The 15,394-nt window shown below is 57.7% G+C and carries 13 protein-coding genes and 1 other RNA gene; 3 read left to right on the top strand and 11 right to left on the bottom strand.

Annotated elements, in window-relative coordinates; genetic code table 11:
• Positions 1 to 301: 301 nt before the first annotated feature.
• Positions 302 to 1,300, bottom strand: coding sequence for a hypothetical protein (locus DLD99_RS04075; protein ID WP_114881366.1), 999 nt, complete (start codon positions 1,298 to 1,300; stop codon positions 302 to 304).
• A gap of 42 nt (positions 1,301 to 1,342) precedes the next feature.
• Entirely contained in the window at positions 1,343 to 2,467 is a 1,125-nt protein-coding gene (locus DLD99_RS04080) for a DNA-methyltransferase (protein ID WP_114881367.1), read from the bottom strand.
• A 145-nt stretch (positions 2,468 to 2,612) separates the two neighbouring features.
• On the opposite strand from DLD99_RS04080, the gene DLD99_RS04085 reads away from it, so the two are divergent.
• Positions 2,613 to 3,107 carry a transposase gene (locus DLD99_RS04085; protein ID WP_425273010.1) on the top strand — a complete coding sequence of 165 codons (495 nt, stop codon included), beginning with the start codon at positions 2,613 to 2,615 and terminating at the stop codon, positions 3,105 to 3,107.
• 99 nt (positions 3,108 to 3,206) lie between these two features.
• Here the strand turns inward: DLD99_RS04085 and DLD99_RS04090 are convergent, their stop codons facing one another.
• From DLD99_RS04090 to DLD99_RS04125, 8 genes are all read right to left on the bottom strand, one after another.
• Positions 3,207 to 3,722 (bottom strand): cysteine hydrolase family protein, encoded by a 516-nt coding sequence (locus DLD99_RS04090; protein ID WP_114881369.1) that lies wholly within the window; start codon positions 3,720 to 3,722, stop codon positions 3,207 to 3,209.
• Between the two features lie 67 nt (positions 3,723 to 3,789).
• Positions 3,790 to 4,179, bottom strand: a transfer-messenger RNA (tmRNA) gene (gene ssrA, locus DLD99_RS04095).
• Positions 4,180 to 4,274: 95 nt separating this feature from the next.
• Entirely contained in the window at positions 4,275 to 4,553 is a 279-nt protein-coding gene (locus DLD99_RS04100) for a hypothetical protein (RefSeq protein WP_085711868.1), read from the bottom strand.
• Positions 4,554 to 4,683: 130 nt separating this feature from the next.
• On the bottom strand, positions 4,684 to 7,506 hold the full coding sequence (locus DLD99_RS04105; RefSeq protein ID WP_114881370.1) for an FAD-binding and (Fe-S)-binding domain-containing protein: 2,823 nt from the start codon (positions 7,504 to 7,506) through the stop codon (positions 4,684 to 4,686).
• Positions 7,503 to 8,174 carry a LutC/YkgG family protein gene (locus tag DLD99_RS04110; protein ID WP_114881371.1) on the bottom strand — a complete coding sequence of 224 codons (672 nt, stop codon included), beginning with the start codon at positions 8,172 to 8,174 and terminating at the stop codon, positions 7,503 to 7,505. The genes DLD99_RS04105 and DLD99_RS04110 overlap by 4 nt, the downstream gene beginning before the upstream one ends.
• Positions 8,174 to 9,628 carry a LutB/LldF family L-lactate oxidation iron-sulfur protein gene (locus DLD99_RS04115; protein ID WP_085711865.1) on the bottom strand — a complete coding sequence of 485 codons (1,455 nt, stop codon included), beginning with the start codon at positions 9,626 to 9,628 and terminating at the stop codon, positions 8,174 to 8,176. The genes DLD99_RS04110 and DLD99_RS04115 overlap by 1 nt, the downstream gene beginning before the upstream one ends.
• Positions 9,625 to 10,449: a (Fe-S)-binding protein gene (locus DLD99_RS04120; RefSeq protein WP_114881372.1), complete on the bottom strand. Its 825-nt coding sequence runs from the start codon at positions 10,447 to 10,449 to the stop codon at positions 9,625 to 9,627. Before DLD99_RS04120 ends, DLD99_RS04115 begins: the two co-directional genes overlap by 4 nt.
• Before the next feature lie 161 nt (positions 10,450 to 10,610).
• A complete protein-coding gene (locus DLD99_RS04125; RefSeq protein WP_114881373.1) occupies positions 10,611 to 12,305 on the bottom strand; it encodes a lactate permease LctP family transporter in 1,695 nt (564 codons plus the stop codon).
• A 260-nt stretch (positions 12,306 to 12,565) separates the two neighbouring features.
• On the opposite strand from DLD99_RS04125, the gene DLD99_RS04130 reads away from it, so the two are divergent.
• Positions 12,566 to 13,333, top strand: coding sequence for an FCD domain-containing protein (locus DLD99_RS04130; protein ID WP_085711862.1), 768 nt, complete (start codon positions 12,566 to 12,568; stop codon positions 13,331 to 13,333).
• Positions 13,334 to 13,383: 50 nt separating this feature from the next.
• Here DLD99_RS04130 and smpB read toward each other — a convergent pair whose 3' ends face one another.
• Positions 13,384 to 13,866, bottom strand: coding sequence for an SsrA-binding protein SmpB (gene smpB, locus DLD99_RS04135; protein ID WP_007953781.1), 483 nt, complete (start codon positions 13,864 to 13,866; stop codon positions 13,384 to 13,386).
• 119 nt (positions 13,867 to 13,985) lie between these two features.
• On the opposite strand from smpB, the gene DLD99_RS04140 reads away from it, so the two are divergent.
• Positions 13,986 to 15,389 (top strand): sodium-dependent transporter, encoded by a 1,404-nt coding sequence (locus DLD99_RS04140; RefSeq protein WP_114881374.1) that lies wholly within the window; start codon positions 13,986 to 13,988, stop codon positions 15,387 to 15,389.
• The last annotated feature ends 5 nt before the right edge of the window (positions 15,390 to 15,394 follow it).

A 15,394-nucleotide genomic window follows, 5' to 3' on the forward strand; every position in this document is an offset into this window, starting at 1 on the left:
CCCCATCGCCGTAGGAGCCATCCAGCTAGAGTGTATCGACGGGTTTGCGGTCATAGCTCTCTCGTCGGAGCTCATCCCAAGAATTGGCACGACGGCGAGAGCTAAAATCTCCCATCTTGGAATAGGAGATTGAAGTTCCTTGGAGTGTCTACGACACTGCAGCTAGAACTGAGTGGTTCACATAAAAATCATAAAATTCACAGGTTTTAACAGGCTGCGAAAATATAATTAGTATGGGTCAGTTAGTTGTTGATGACGGTCGATTTGGTTCGATTTTCATCGGCTGTTAAATTTGACGAGCTTAAATATATCCGACTGATTCTAGGAATTTGTTGACTCTTTCAATTAGTCCGGAATTTTGTTCTTTGTGAACTACTACCCATTGAAATGCATTCAGCGCTGCGCGCTGCTTCAGTGGGTCCCATAGTGAAACAATGTGAAGGAGATCTGTTCGAGATAGTGCATGAATACCGAGAGCAGCTATCGACTCTCTAGCCCCTGAAACATAATTTTCAGAAACAATCATCCCTAAAGCGGCGCGCTCTGATACTGAGGATGAGAAATGGGCGAATGATCCAATGTCTTTTTCTGATACAACAAAATGTTTTACTTCGGCCGAGATAACTAGCTTATCGCCCTCCCAAGCGTCAATGTCTCCAATTCCTTGTGTGCGAGCCGAACCTGCTCTAGCTTTGCGTGCCTCAACCTGCAAGTGCGGAGCGTCTGCTCGAATATATCCAAACACCATCGCTTGAAATGCAGCACCTGTAGGTTCGCCCTTCGCCCGGGCAGAAAAATCGAAGCTTTCAAGGAGCCACTTAAAAATAGGGGGCTCAACTTTAACTGTGCTTGGGTCAAAGCTCTGATCTTTAAGCTCGTTGAGTACAAAGGCAACTGTCGCGGCGATGATCCATTTAAGATCTTCTTTAGACATACCAACTAAAGCGTCGAGCCATTGCCGGTAGTCGCCCCATTTTCCCGTTGCATAAGGTTGGGAGCGTGGGTAGTCGAGTCGGTGATGGTCGACAATATAGAGGTGGTGGTACCGCTCATAGGCGGGTCGAATGGTTTTCTGCCCACCACCAGGCAGCGCCACGGTTAAAGTGGAAACACCATCCGTAATCTGTGGGTAATCGACAAATAGCTTGGAGAGGGAGGAGTAGCGTTTTTTGTAGGTCTCCAGCTCAATCAAAAAATCACAGAAGGCAGGGAGGAGGCCGCCAATGTATTTCCTCGGTTTACCAGCACCCTCGCCACGGAAGTCGCGAATCATTGCGTCAAGTACTTGCTGCCTATCCATTGCTTCGCCGTCCAAGCAAAGCAATGGAGAATGCTCACTGATTCAAACTGTGTCAATATCCTTGATTTTTAGTTTACTGAGCTGAGGTATCGCTTCTGTGGCGAGCCGGAAATAGTCCCCATCTCGCTCGGTGCCGATGCTTTGATATCCAACGGCATTCGCAGCTGCCAGGGTAGATCCTGATCCTGCAAATGGGTCGTAAACAATCCCCTCACTCAAAGGTAATGAGGCTCGGACCAGTTGTCTCAAAAAACCTTGAGGCTTTAATGAGGGGTGGGGTGCAATACGCTTTTCGCTTGCGGGAGTCGGGTGAGACCGGATGACATCGCCAAAAGGTCTATCTTCAGAAATACGCCTGAATCCACCAGTGCCCCATTTTCTCAGGTTGTCCTGCACTCGACCTTCTAGTGGGGCGCGTAGGACTACCCAAGGCTCATGCATGGAGCGGGGCATAACGCTGACACCTGAGAATTCTTCATGGGCGTTTTTTGGTCTATCGCCACCCCGCATTGTCATCACCAGACGACTAATGTAGCCCCTTAACTCTAAGCCACCCTCACTCATCGCAGATGCGACAATATGAGCAAGCAAAGGGTTGGATGCAACAACGATATTCGCTCCTGGGACTGCCACCCTAGCGATGTGCCGGGCTAAATCTAAGAAGAAAACATGCATCGCGTCTCGATCACCATCCGTTAAGGTGGTGAACCTAGGCAGAGGCGCTCGTTGATGACCGTCGAACGCTGGAGGTATGCGCCATACCCCACCTTTACCCGCTCGCAGCTTAGCTTGCTCAGCGTTTGTATACTCAACCAACCCATAGGGCGGATCAGTCACAATCGCATGGACTGATTTCGAAGGCTGTTCACGGAGCCAATCGAAGCAATCAGATGAAACAAGGCTGGATTTATCAAAGTTGAAGGTAGGTTGTTCTTTTAAAAGTTCGATCTGAGGGGAGGTACGTCCAGCTAACTTATATCTTCCTCTTTCGACTCTTTCAAAAACCTCAGGCTCATTTAAGTTTAAATATGAGCGAACCGAAGACTGAGCTACGGTGCCTAATCGGGTTTCAACAGCTTTATGTATCTCTTTGATTGGTGCTGAATCAGTAGTCGATAAAAAATCAAAGATTGAATCCCTAATGCAACCTGGTGCTATTCGCGTCATACCTTCCTCCAATAGAGGATGATTCTGACGCAAAGACGTCTTGACGTCAATTTTCAAAGATCGGCGGCTGCAGGTGTTGGCCGAAATGCTCCCCTAAGACTGCGTTTCGATCCTTGTAGCTGATGCGGGTTTTCGCCGCCCGTGGATCAAAGCTGTCGAGGCAAAAGGCTGGTATTACGTGGGGCGAGTGCGTAACCGAGACCTCTATCGTAGCGACGCACACACTTGGCTGCCGGTTATAAACCTTTACACCCTGGCATCGGCGTCACCGAAATCACTGGGGCGGATCGAGATGACCCAAAGTGCTCCGCACTTCATCCATTTGTACTGTGTCAGGCATTCAGCGAAGGGTCGCAAACACCAGCTTGTCACGGGCTCAATCGCCAAAAACAAACTCAGCAGGCAGTCAGCCATCCGTGAACGCGAGCCCTGGTTTTTGGCCAGTAACCTGCCGAAAGATCAATGGAACCCATCGAAAGTCGTGGCCATCTACAAGCAGCGCATGCAGATAGAAGAAGACGGAAAAGGGGGCGACGGAAAAGGGGACAGATTTATAAGCGGAAAAGGGGACAGATTTATTATGAATGAAATCAATCTCTCCCCTTTTTCAATTGGCTTCGCGTGTCTTTTTCATGACTGAGCTCTATGGTTTCATGCTCCCGGCGAACTCCTTTGGCAAACCATCTGCCGGCTCGCAGCGGAGCGCGAAGACTAGCGCTCGGAAGCACCTTGAACCAGTTCATGAAAGTCGACGCGTGCTGCAGGACACTTCCTGGGACGCCTGCAGGCAGGAGCGAAGTTCACTCGACGACAGTGTGTGCTTGAAGTGATGTTCCCACAGCCGCACACCCAGCCCACCCGAACGATCCAGCGACGAACCCACCGTCAGATCCATCAGCAACGTCGGCTGCAACCCAGCATCAAACAGCGCAAATCCAGCAGCGAGGCAGCAAGTCTCGGTCTGCAGGCCACAAACCAGCACGCGATCCAGATTAAGACTTTTCAGGTACTCGATCGTGTCCGGCGACGGCGCATAACCGTACTTGATGAAAATACGATCCGCAGGGATCAGGCTGTCATCGTCCGGCGCGGGGTGCCAGCCGATCTGTCGCTGGAAAGGGGTGCGGCTTTCGTCGTGACGTTCGACCGTGGCGACGCTCGGCAGTTTGCCGATCAGCGATTGAATGCCGTCGACCAGCCATTGCGGCGGGGAAAAGCAGGGTTGTACGTCGATGATCAACAGTGCCTGGCGCATGAGCTCTCCGGATAAAAATCCCCAGATGCGACAAGGCCCGCACTTGGCGGGCCTTGTCGTTGAGAGTTGGTGGAGCCGGGGGGATTTGAACCCCCGTCCGCCAGTACTCCGCTGTCGGTACTACATGCGTAGCCGTGTCTATTAAGTTAACCCTCAGCGACCCGACGGGCAGGGTGCTTTGGGCGAGTTGTGTAAGTTTTAGCCGCTTCGTCCACAACGTACTGCACGGCGATTCTGTTCTATATGACAATCATTTCGGGTTTACAGACATCCCCTGATGATTGCTGGGCCCGAAGGCACCAGGAGTGCATGTCAGCTGCAATTAAGCAGCGAGAGCAGCACCGTATTGGTCGTCATTGGCAACTATAAGAAGTTGCAACAGTGGATTTACGACTTCTGTTACCAAGTCGGCATGCACCTAGAGTTTCGCAACCGGCGTCGAATCCTAAACGGCCCCGAACTCATTGCCCGGTACATCTGTTCGAGCAACAAGCACGCGCAGTGTACGCCAAACGGCTCGCAAGGCCAACCCGAAGGTTGGCCGGGCCTGGATCAATTGTTGGTGCCGGTGGATTTGCGCAGTTCCAGAATGGTTTGCGAGGTTTCCGCAACACAGTCATCGATCTTGCCCTGGGCCTTGAGCGCCTGGGCCTTTTGCACGCTGGTTTCAGCACGCTGGCTCAGTTCGGGCGACGAAGACAGCTGCCCCTTGGCATTGTTGATGGTCTGGATGTTGGCATCGCACAGGTCGGCAGGCTTGTCTGCAGCAAAGGACGTGGAAGCCATCATCGAGGCAGTAACGAACAGACCTAACAGTACAGAACGTTTCATATGAATCTCCTTGAACTGAGGGATCCCGACTTCGCTGGCCGTCAGGACGGGCAACCGAATGGAGGAAAAGCCCCGATTGTTCGGGGCCTGTTCTGTGGACTGCGGTCGTTCGCAGGGGTTCTATTTTTCTTCAAATGGCGGTTTCACGGGGTTTGGCCCGGGTCACTCGATCCACCAGGTAGACCAGTCCGTGGTAGTCGATTCCGCCATGTTGCGTCAGACCGATCTCACAGGTGAGGCTGGTGGAGATCCCTTCGCTGCAATGCTGCACCGCATCCTTGAGAGTGCGCAGAGAATGGCTGTTCAGCTCCGGCGTGGTGAAGCCCTTGTCGCCGGCAAAGCCGCAGCAATGAATGCCTTCAGGGATGACCACGTTCTTGCTGCACTTGCGCGCCAGTTCGATCAACGCCTGGCTTTCCCCCAGGTGCTGCGTGCTGCATGTCACATGAACGGCAATCGGTGCTTCTTGCGGAGTGAAATCCAGACGATCCATCAGATGCGTACGGATAAAACGCACAGGGTCATACAGATCAAGGCGAACATTTCCCACATCCTGCACCAGTCGCAAAGTGCAGGGGCTGGTGTCGCAATAGATCGGATCGAGCCCGCCACGGCTGGCGTGCAGTAAGGCGCCAATCAGCTCCTGACGCTTGTGCTCGGCCTGTTCGGCATAGCCTTTGGACGCGAAAGGCTGGCCACAGCAGAGGTTGTCCAGATTGTCCGGGAACACCACCTGATAACCGGCCTTTTCCAGCAGGCCACGGGTTTTGTCGTACAGCGACATCTGCTCCTTGTCGCCGGCTGCCGGCCCCATTACACGAGATACGCAGGCCGCCAGATACACCACACGCGGGCGTTCGTCCGAGATTGTCGGATTGAGGCGAATGGCTTTTTCCGGCTGCGGCATGGCGTTGGTCCATTGCGGCACCTGGCCCTTGGACAGGCGCGTCAGCGTCGCCGACAGCTTCGCCAGACGCGGCGCCCCCAACAACATCCGTGCACCGTTGGCCACGTGCAGGGTGAAGCGCGCCCCTTGCAGGGTGGTGGCGAAATTTCCTTCGATCCAGTTGGCGGTTTTCGCATGCGTGGCGTTGCGGGCACGGAGCTTTTTCACCAGCTCACCGGTGTTGATACCTACAGGGCAGCGTTGCGCGCACAAACCGGTCGCGGCGCAAGTGTCGATGCCCTGGTACTCGTAGGCTTTTTCCAGTTCGGTGGTGTCGATCCCTGCGCGCTTTCTTGCCTGAATGTCGCGCCAGATCACGATGCGCTGACGTGGACTGAGGGTCAGGCCCTTCGATGGACAAACCGGCTCGCAGAAACCGCACTCGATGCACTTGTCCACAATCTCGTCGGCGGCAGGCAGCGGCTTCAGGTGTTTGAGGTGGATCTGCGGATCTTCGCTGAGCACCACGTCCGGGTTGAGAATGCCCTGAGGGTCGAGCAGTCGCTTGAGCTGCCACATCAATTGATAGGCATCGCTGCCCCATTCCAGTTCAACAAACGGCGCCATGTTGCGCCCGGTGCCGTGCTCGGCCTTCAGTGAGCCGCCGAACTCCACGGCCACCAGTTGCGCCACGTCGTCCATGAACGCCTGATAGCGTGCGACTTCTTCCGGGCTGTTGAAGCCTTGGGTGAAGACGAAGTGCAGATTACCTTCCAGCGCGTGTCCGAAAAGGATCGCTTCGTCGTAGTGATGTTTGTCGAACAGCTCGATCAGACGGTTCACGCCGATCGCCAGTTGTTCCACCGGGAAGGTGACGTCCTCGATGATCACCGTGGTGCCGGTCTTGCGCACGGCGCCGACGGCGGGGAAGGTGTCTTTGCGGATCGCCCAGAGGCGGGCGTTCTCGATCGGGTCCTCGGTGAAATCGACCTGTTTTTCCACCAGGAAGCCGTTGAGCGACGCCATGATCTGCGCTAGTTGCTCTTGCAGCAAAGTGGAAGAGGCAGCGCGGGATTCGATCAACAACGCGCAGGCATTGTTCGACAGGTGCTGTACGAAATCCGGCATGCCGGGTTTGTCCTGCACCGAGCGCAAGCTGCGGCGGTCGAGCAGTTCCACGGCGGATACCGGTTGGCTTTTCAGCACGGTGACGGCGTTGCAGCAGGTTTCCACGTCGGGGAAAACGATCAGCGCCGAGGCCTTGTTCGGGTGGTCGATCACCGTGTCGTAAGTCACCGCGCTGATAAAGCCGAGGGTGCCTTCGGAGCCGACCAGCAAGTGGCTCAAGATATCCACAGGCTCATCGAAATCCACCAGGGCATTGAGTGACAGGCCGGTGGTATTTTTCAGACGGTATTTGTGGCGGATTCGTGCGGCGAGTTCGGCATTGGCGCGGGTCTCGCGGCCTAATGTCGCCAAGCGTTCCAGCAACTCGCCGTGGCTTGTGCGAAATGCCGCGACGCTGGCGGCGTCTTCGGTGTCCAAGCGCGTGCCGTCGGCCAGCACCAGACGAATTCCGGCCAGCGTGTGGTAGGTGTTTTGTGCAGTGCCGCAGCACATGCCGCTGGCGTTGTTGGCAACGATGCCGCCGATCTTGCAGGCGTTGATCGACGCCGGATCCGGACCGATCTTGCGCCCGAATGGCGCGAGCCAGGCGTTGGCCTGGGCACCGATCACGCCCGGTTGCAGGCGGATTTGCGTGCCTTGCCCGCGAATCTCCCGGGCATTCCAGTTATCCCCAAGCACGATCAGCACCGAATCGCTGATCGCCTGGCCGGACAGGCTGGTGCCGGCGGCGCGGAAGGTCACCGGGACCTGATCGCGCTGGGCCAGTTTCAGCAGCGCCACCACTTCGTCTTCGGACTCGACGCGGATCACCAGTTGCGGAATCAGTCGGTAGAAACTGGCGTCGGTGCCGAAGGCCAGTGTTGACAGCGGATCGTCGAAACGCCGTTCGGCCGGAATCAGTTGTTGCGCGTCGCGCAGGAAAGTCGCCGGTAAGGTCATTGGTCCTCCAGGATCAACACCACCAGGTCTTTCGGGCCGTGGGCGCCGTAGGCCAGCACTTGTTCGATGTCGGCGGTTTTCGACGGGCCGGACACCAGCAGCGCGTTGGTTGGCATGCCTTGGGCCCACTCGAATTCCTGTTGGACCTGATAGAAGTTGTCGCGGATCTGACTGGCTTTAAGCAGGGCGAAATGCACCGGCGGTACCAGGCTCATCAGCCGTGGTTCTTCGCGGGTCGGCCAGAGAATCAGGCTGCCGGTGGCGGCAATGGCGCCGAGGGTGCCGGTGAGGCTGGCCGGGGTGTCGTTGAACAGCTCGGCTTTCCAGTCTTCCATCGGCCGGTCGTAGGATTTCAGTGCCGGCAGATCAGGATTGTTCGCCCAGTGCTGTGTGATGCGTTGCCCGTGAGGCGTTGTCGGCGCGATCAGCAGGCTCGGCAACTGACGGTCACGCAGCAATTGAGCGAGCAGCGCCGGCCACGCTTCAGCAGACGTCAGGTGGATTTCGGTGTGCACCGCTTCCATCAGTTTGCGCAGTTGCGGGATACGTTGTTCGGCGCTGTAGGTGTAAGGCCGGGTCACCAGATCGACATCGAAGTTGTCGGCAATCGGTGTGGTACCCGTCAGACTTTTACGCAACTTGCCGAGGATTTTTTGCTTGGCGCTCATCAACGGTCTCCTTGTTTGGCCAGGTGCTCGCGAGCCATGTCATGCAGCGAGCGGGCGGCGGGTTTGGGAGCGCTGTGGTTCTGCGTCCACGGGCCGACGTTGTTCGGCGCCAGGGCGCGCAGGCGCGTGGCGAAAAACGCAAACAGTCGATACAAAGTCGGCGAGCTGTTGAGCTTTGCCCAGGCGTTCCAGATAAAGCGTTCCTTGCGCGAATACTTGCTGCCCTGGCCGCGCATCACTTGATGAGGGCTGTCGGGAGCTTTGACGTTCTCCTCGCGCAGGCGGCGCAGCAACGCGGGGATAGGAATTTTTACCGGACACACTTCACCGCAGGCGCCGCACAACGAAGAGGCGCTCGGGTGATCCGGGACTTTCGCCAGGCCGACCATGTGCGGGGTGATGATTTTGCCGATCGGGCCGGGGTAAACCTCGCCGTAGGTGTGGCCGCCGACGCGGGTGTAGACCGGGCAATGATTCATGCACGCGCCGCAGCGGATGCAGTTCAACGTCTGGCGCAGTTCGCTGTCGGCAAACGCCTGGCTGCGACCGTTGTCGAGCAATACCAGATGCACTTCCTGCGGGCCGTCGAGTTCGTGTTCCTTGCGCGGACCGGAGATCATGTTGACGTAGGTGGTGATCGGGATGCCCAGCGCCGAGCGGGTCAGCAATGACAGAAGCGGCACCACGTCGCGCAGGTTCTCGACGACTTTTTCGATGCCGGTGACGGCGATGTGCACCGGCGGCACCGTGGTGGTCATGCGGCCGTTGCCTTCGTTTTCCACCAGCAGCAGGGTGCCGGTTTCGGCCACGGCGAAGTTGACGCCGGAGACGCCGATGTCCGCTTCGAAGAATTTCTGCCGCAGGACCCTGCGACCGATCTGAATGAGTTGGTCAACGTCCTTGGTGTATTCCACGCCAAGTTTGTCGTGGAACAAGGACGCGACCTGACCGGCATTCTTGTGGATTGCCGGCATGATTATGTGAGAAGGCTTCTCGTGGTCGAGCTGGACGATGTACTCCCCCATGTCGGACTCCAGACATTCAATGTCCCGAGCCTCGAGGAAATGGTTCATCTCCATCTCTTCGCTGACCATCGATTTGCCCTTGATCACTTGCCGCGCCTCGTGAGCGCGGATGATCGAAAGGACGATGCCATTGGCCTCGTCCACCGTTTCCGCCCAGTGCACTGTCACACCGTTGCGGGTCAGGTTCTGTTCCAGTTGCTCGAGCAGGTCGGGCAACTTGGAGAGCGCGCGGGCACGGATCGCATTGCCCAGTTCACGCAGGTGTTCTCTTTCGTGGGCATCGCTGAAAGCCGCTGCCCGCTTGGTCATCAGTGAATCCATCGCGGTGCGGAAGTTGTTCCGCAACTGCGAATCGCCCAGGGCGTTGTGCGCCCGGGTGCGGAAATCTTCTTCTACGGCAACCGTAGGAATAATCGTGGAAGTGCTCATCGGGCACCTCCGGTTCGTTGCCACAGGAAGCTCGCCAAATGTTGCCCGCGCAGCGCTTCCTTCTGTTTTTCCAGCGAGCCGTTGATGTTCATCAAGCAGCCGCAATCGGCACTGAGCACCTGATGCGCGCCGGATTCCTTCAACGCCCGGGTCTTGTCGGCCACCATCGCGCCGGAAATGTCTGGCATACGGACGCTGAATGTCCCACCGAAGCCACAGCATTCGCTTTCATGGTCATGGTTGACCCGTTCCACGTTGCTCAACTGCGCCAACAACTCGCGGCCGTGCAGGTGGGTGTTCATTTCCCGTCGTGCCGAACACGAGGTGTGCAGCGCCACTTTCACCGGCTCGCCGCTGTCCTTGAGCTGCACCTTGCAGACGAACAGCAGGAACTCGGCCAGCTCATAGGTGCGAGCCGCGAGGGCCTGAACCTGTTTCAACGTTTCCGGCTCGTCCTTGAACAAGTCGGCGTAATGCTCACGAATCATTCCCGCGCAGGAACCCGACGGCACCACCACCGGATAATCCCCGGCAAACAGCGCCAGTTGCGAGCGCGCCACCGTCCGCGCCTGCTCGGTGTAACCCGAGGTGTAAGCCGGTTGTCCGCAGCAGCTCTGCCCTTGCGGGTACTCGACCCGAATCCCATCGCGCTCCAGCAAGTGGATCGCATCCATTCCGGCTTCGGGATAAAACAGGTCGACCACGCAGGTGCCGAACAGGTAGACCCGCGAGGGCTTCTCGCTCGGGTATTGCCGGGGTTCTGGCAGTGGCGGTGCGACGCGAGTGGCGTTGGGCACCGCGTTGTAAAAAAGCTCGCTCATCAGGCGTGTCTCCGGGTGGGCCCGGTTATCCGTCTGTGAGGCTGCCGAATATAGAGCGTGTTGCTTTCAGCAGCCTTACAGACCGGGTCGTGAATTGCTGACGCCGGAATCACGAACCGGCGTCGGTTATTTCCATGCTTCTTGTAGTCTTCTTGTCGTTATCAGTGCACCAGCATGCCGGTGAACCAGTAGGCCTGAGCCAAAGTGATCAGGCCGACAATCGTTGCAAAGAATAGGCTGTGCTTGAGGGTGAAGCGGAACAGATCGGATTCCTTGCCCACCAGCCCGGTCGCGGCGCAGGCCACGGCAATCGACTGCGGCGAAATCATTTTGCCGGTCACGCCGCCGCTGGTATTGGCCGCCACCAGCAAGGTGTCGTTGACGCCGATCTGGTGCGCGGTGGTCGCTTGCAGCGAACTGAACAGCGCGTTGGACGAGGTATCGGAACCGGTGAGGAACACGCCCAGCCAACCGAGGAACGGCGAGAAGAACGGGAACGCTGCGCCGGTCGCTGCCAGCACCAAAGCCATGGTCGAAGACATGCCGGAATAGTTGGTCACGAAGGCAAACGCCAGCACCATGCCGATCGACAGAATTGGCCAGCGCAGTTCGTAGAAGGTCTCTTTCAAAGTGGTCAGACCAGTTTTGAAATTGATCTTCAGGATGACCATCGAGATCAGCGCGGAGAAGAAAATCGCCGTGCCGGTGGCGGAAATCGGGTCGAGTTTGAACACCGCCGGGATGGCTGTCGGTGTGGCGACGATCGGCGCAGTCTTGATCACCAGTTGATCCAGGTGCGGGATTGCGAAGTTGAACACCCAGGCGTACATCGAGCCGCCAGCGGCGAACATGGCCTTGAATGGTTTGAGGGTCCAGATGGTGACCAGTACGGTGAGGATCAGGAACGGCGACCAAGCCTTGAAGATTTCCCCGAGGCTGTAGGGGGAAGCGATGGTGGTGCGTTTCTGGCCGAAACCGCCGACGCTGGCAGTGACCGCCACGTTCGAGGTGGCGCCAGCAATCTGTGCGCCCGCAGTGCGTTTTGGCTGCCAGACTTTCAGGAACAGGGTCAGCGCGATCAGGCTGGCCAGGGCCGAGGTGATGTCCGGCAGTTCCGGGCCAATGAAGTTCGACGTGAAGTACTGGGTCACGGCGAAGCTCAGGCCGGCAACCAGCGCGGCTGGCCAGGTTTCACGCACGCCACGCAGGCCGTCCATCATGAACACCAGCCAGAACGGCACGAACAGCGACAGCAATGGCAGTTGGCGGCCGGTCATGGCGCCGATCTTGAACGCGTCGATACCGGTGACTTGCCCGGCGACGATGATCGGAATCCCCAAGGCACCGAACGCGACCGGCGCGGTGTTGGCAATCAGGCACAGGCCGGCGGCATACAGCGGGTTGAAGCCCAGTCCTACCAGCAGCGCGGCGGTAATCGCCACCGGCGCACCGAAACCGGCTGCACCTTCGAGGAAGGCTCCGAAGCAGAAGCCGATCAGCAGCACCTGCAAGCGCTGGTCATCGGTGATCGACAGCACCGAACTGCGGATGACTTCGAACTGACCGCTCTTGACCGTCAGTTTGTACAGGAACACCGCCGCGACAATGATCCAGGCAATCGGCCACAGACCATAGGCGAAACCATAACCGGCGGCGGCGAACGCCATGTCCACCGGCATCTGAAACGCAAATATCGCCACAAGAATCGCCAGAGCCAGCGTGATGCTGCCGGCGACATGGCCTTTGAGGCGGAACACCGCCAGGGCAAGGAAGAAGAAAACGATGGGGATGACGGCCGCGAGTGCGGACACGCCGAGACTGCCGAGCGGGCTGTAGAGCTGTTGCCAGGTTTGCATATGGGGTGGCCCCTAATTGTTGTTGGTCAGGCACTGTGAGCGTTTTGGTTAATTGGTAAGACCAATTTACAATCGCTGTTGGCTAGGGTAAAAGCCTTGATGTCGGTGTGTCAATTTGCCGCCCTGAAACTTTCGTCGAATCACCGGTGCAGACTCGATCTGATCCGGTCCGGGGCGTTTCATCTGGCAGGTGTCGGCAAGGCGCCGATAGGCCAGAATAGAGAGCCCGGCGAGTGGTCGGGCTCGTGGAGAATTGAGTGATGGGGTTTGATCAGATACGTCAGCGCCGTTTGTCTGACGATATTGTCGAGCGGCTCGAGGGGATGATCCTCGAGGGCACGCTGAAGTCTGGCGAGCGCCTGCCGGCGGAGCGCGCATTGGCGGAGCAGTTCGGTGTTTCCCGACCTTCGTTGCGCGAGGCGATCCAGAAGCTGGCGGCCAAGGGGTTGCTGGTCAGCAAGCAGGGTGGCGGCAATTACGTGGTGGAAAGCCTCGGTTCGACCTTCAGCGATCCGTTGCTGCAATTGCTGGAAAGCAATCCTGAAGCCCAGCGCGATCTGCTGGAATTTCGCCACACGCTGGAGGCATCGTGTGCTTATTACGCAGCATTGCGTGCCACGGATGTGGATCGCGAGCGGCTGACCGCAGCGTTTGAAGAATTACAGGACTGCTACTCGCGTCACGACGAGGTCAGTCGGGCGGAGGAGGGCGCGGCGGACGCGAAATTCCACCTGGCCATCGCTGAAGCCAGTCACAACGCCGTGTTGCTGCACACCATTCGCGGGCTGTTCGACCTGCTCAAGCGCAACGTGGTGACCAACATCGGCGGCATGTACAAGCAGCGCACGGAAACCCGCGACATGCTGATCACGCAGCATCGGGAACTGTATCAGGCGATTATCGAAGGGCGTGCGGAACAGGCACGAGAGGTTTCCAGCCGACACATTCTGTATGTGCAGGAAGTGCTGGAAGAAGTGCGTCAGGAAGTACAGCGCATGGCTCGGGCCGAGCGGCGCAAGGGAATGTAAGCATGACCGTTCCCGAGCCGCGCGCGGGAACGGTCATTCAGGCAGAAGAATCAGTCTTCCTTGCCCTTGTTGCGCACCGCACGCTGCAACTCGCGACCAGCGTCGCGTTCGCGTTCGGTATCACGCTTGTCGTATTCCTTCTTGCCTTTGCCCAGAGCGATTTCGCACTTGACCATGTGCTTGCTCCAGTACCAGGACAGGCACACGCAGGCGTAACCCTTCTGCTGTACGGCGGCGGCCAGCTTGTCCAGCTCACGGCGGTTGAGCAGCAGCTTGCGGGTGCGGACCGGGTCGGCGATGACGTGGGTGCTGGCAGTCATCAACGGCGTGATGTGACTGCCGAGCAGCCAGGCTTCGCCGTCCTTGAGCAGGACGTAACTGTCGACCAGTTGCAGCTTGCTTGCCCGCAGACTTTTTACTTCCCAGCCGGCCAAGACCAGACCAGCCTCGAACTTGTGCTCGATGAAGTAATCGTGTCGCGCCTTTTTGTTCTGCGCGATGGTCCCTGTTGGGTGTTTCTTCTGTTTAGCCATAGGGGCGGCATTATATGGAGATAAACGGCTGTCGGCTACGGTGATGCTGCGTGCTTGAGCAGGTTGAGTGAATCCCGGACAATGCGGCCTCTTTTTCTAACGCTTGGGCGTGATAAACGATGTCGACAGACAAGGTTTCTGTCCACGGCAGTTGGGCTAGCCGCTGGGTTTTCATATTCGCCGCGACCGGTTCGGCCGTGGGATTGGGCAGCATCTGGAAATTCCCCTACATGGTCGGGGTCTACGGTGGCGGCGCCTTTGTGCTGATGTTTCTGGCGTGTATCGCGCTGATCGGCATCCCGGTGATGCTCGCGGAAACCCTGATCGGCCGCCGTGCCCGTCAGAGTCCGGCCAATGCCTTGAAGGTGCTGGCGCTCGAAGCCGGACACTCGGGCAAGTGGTCGTGGGGCGCGTTCGCCGGGATGATCACGGCGTTGCTGATCCTGTCTTTCTATAGTGTGGTCGGCGGTTGGTCTCTGGATTACATCATTGATATGGGGCGTGGGGATTTCCAGGGGGCGACGGCCGATCAGGTGGGCGCCTACTTCGGTAATGTCATCGCCGACCCATGGCGCATCACGCTGTGGCACACGGTGTTCATGCTGCTGTCGGCGGTGGTGATCGCCAAAGGCGTGGTCGCCGGGCTTGAGCGCAGCCTGCGGATCATGATGCCGCTGTTGTTCGTGATGGTGCTGGTGCTGCTGGGTTACAGCATGACCACCGGGCACTTCATGGAAGGCGTGCATTTCATGTTCGACTTCCACCCGGAGAAAGTCCTTGATGGCTTGCTGCCGGCCATGGGCCATGCGTTCTTTTCCCTGAGCGTGGGCGTGGGCTCGATCATGATCTACGGCGCCTACATGACCAAGGAAGCCTCGCTTTCCGGCACCGTCGTGGGGGTGGCGCTGCTCGATACCTTCGTTTCGCTGGTCGCCGGTCTGGCCTTGTTTCCGATTGTGTTCGCTGGCGGTTTGAACCCGAGCGAAGGTCCAGGCTTGATGTTCGTCAGCCTGCCATTTGCGTTCGGTAACGTGCTGTTCGGCCAGTTGATGGGCGTGGTGTTCTTCGTTCTGGTGGCGATTGCTGCCTGGAGTTCGGCGATTTCCCTGCTGGAGCCGATGGTCGCCTATCTGGTCGAGCGGACTAAAATCAGTCGTGCGTGGGTGACATTCTGGTTGGCGTTCACCTGCTGGTTTGTCGGTCTGGGCACGGTGTTTTCCTTCAATATCTGGAAGGAAGCGAAATTTTTCGTGAACGAAGGCGGGATGTTCCATCTCTACCAATGGGGTGCCGCAGGCGGTCTGGACTTCTTTGGTGTGATCGACTTCTTCACCTCGCGGATCATGTTGCCGCTCGGCGGGCTGTGCTTTGTGCTGTTTGCCGGTTGGGTGATGGGGCGTGAAGCGGTGCGTGACGAATTGTCGATTCGCAGCCCGGCGCTGTTCGCCCTGTCTCTGTTCTTGATGCGCTATGTGGCGCCCATCGGCATTCTTGTAGTGTTTGCCACCCAGCTCTGGAAGTGACGCTT

The organism is Pseudomonas kribbensis (assembly GCF_003352185.1).
Lineage (GTDB): Bacteria > Pseudomonadota > Gammaproteobacteria > Pseudomonadales > Pseudomonadaceae > Aquipseudomonas > Aquipseudomonas kribbensis.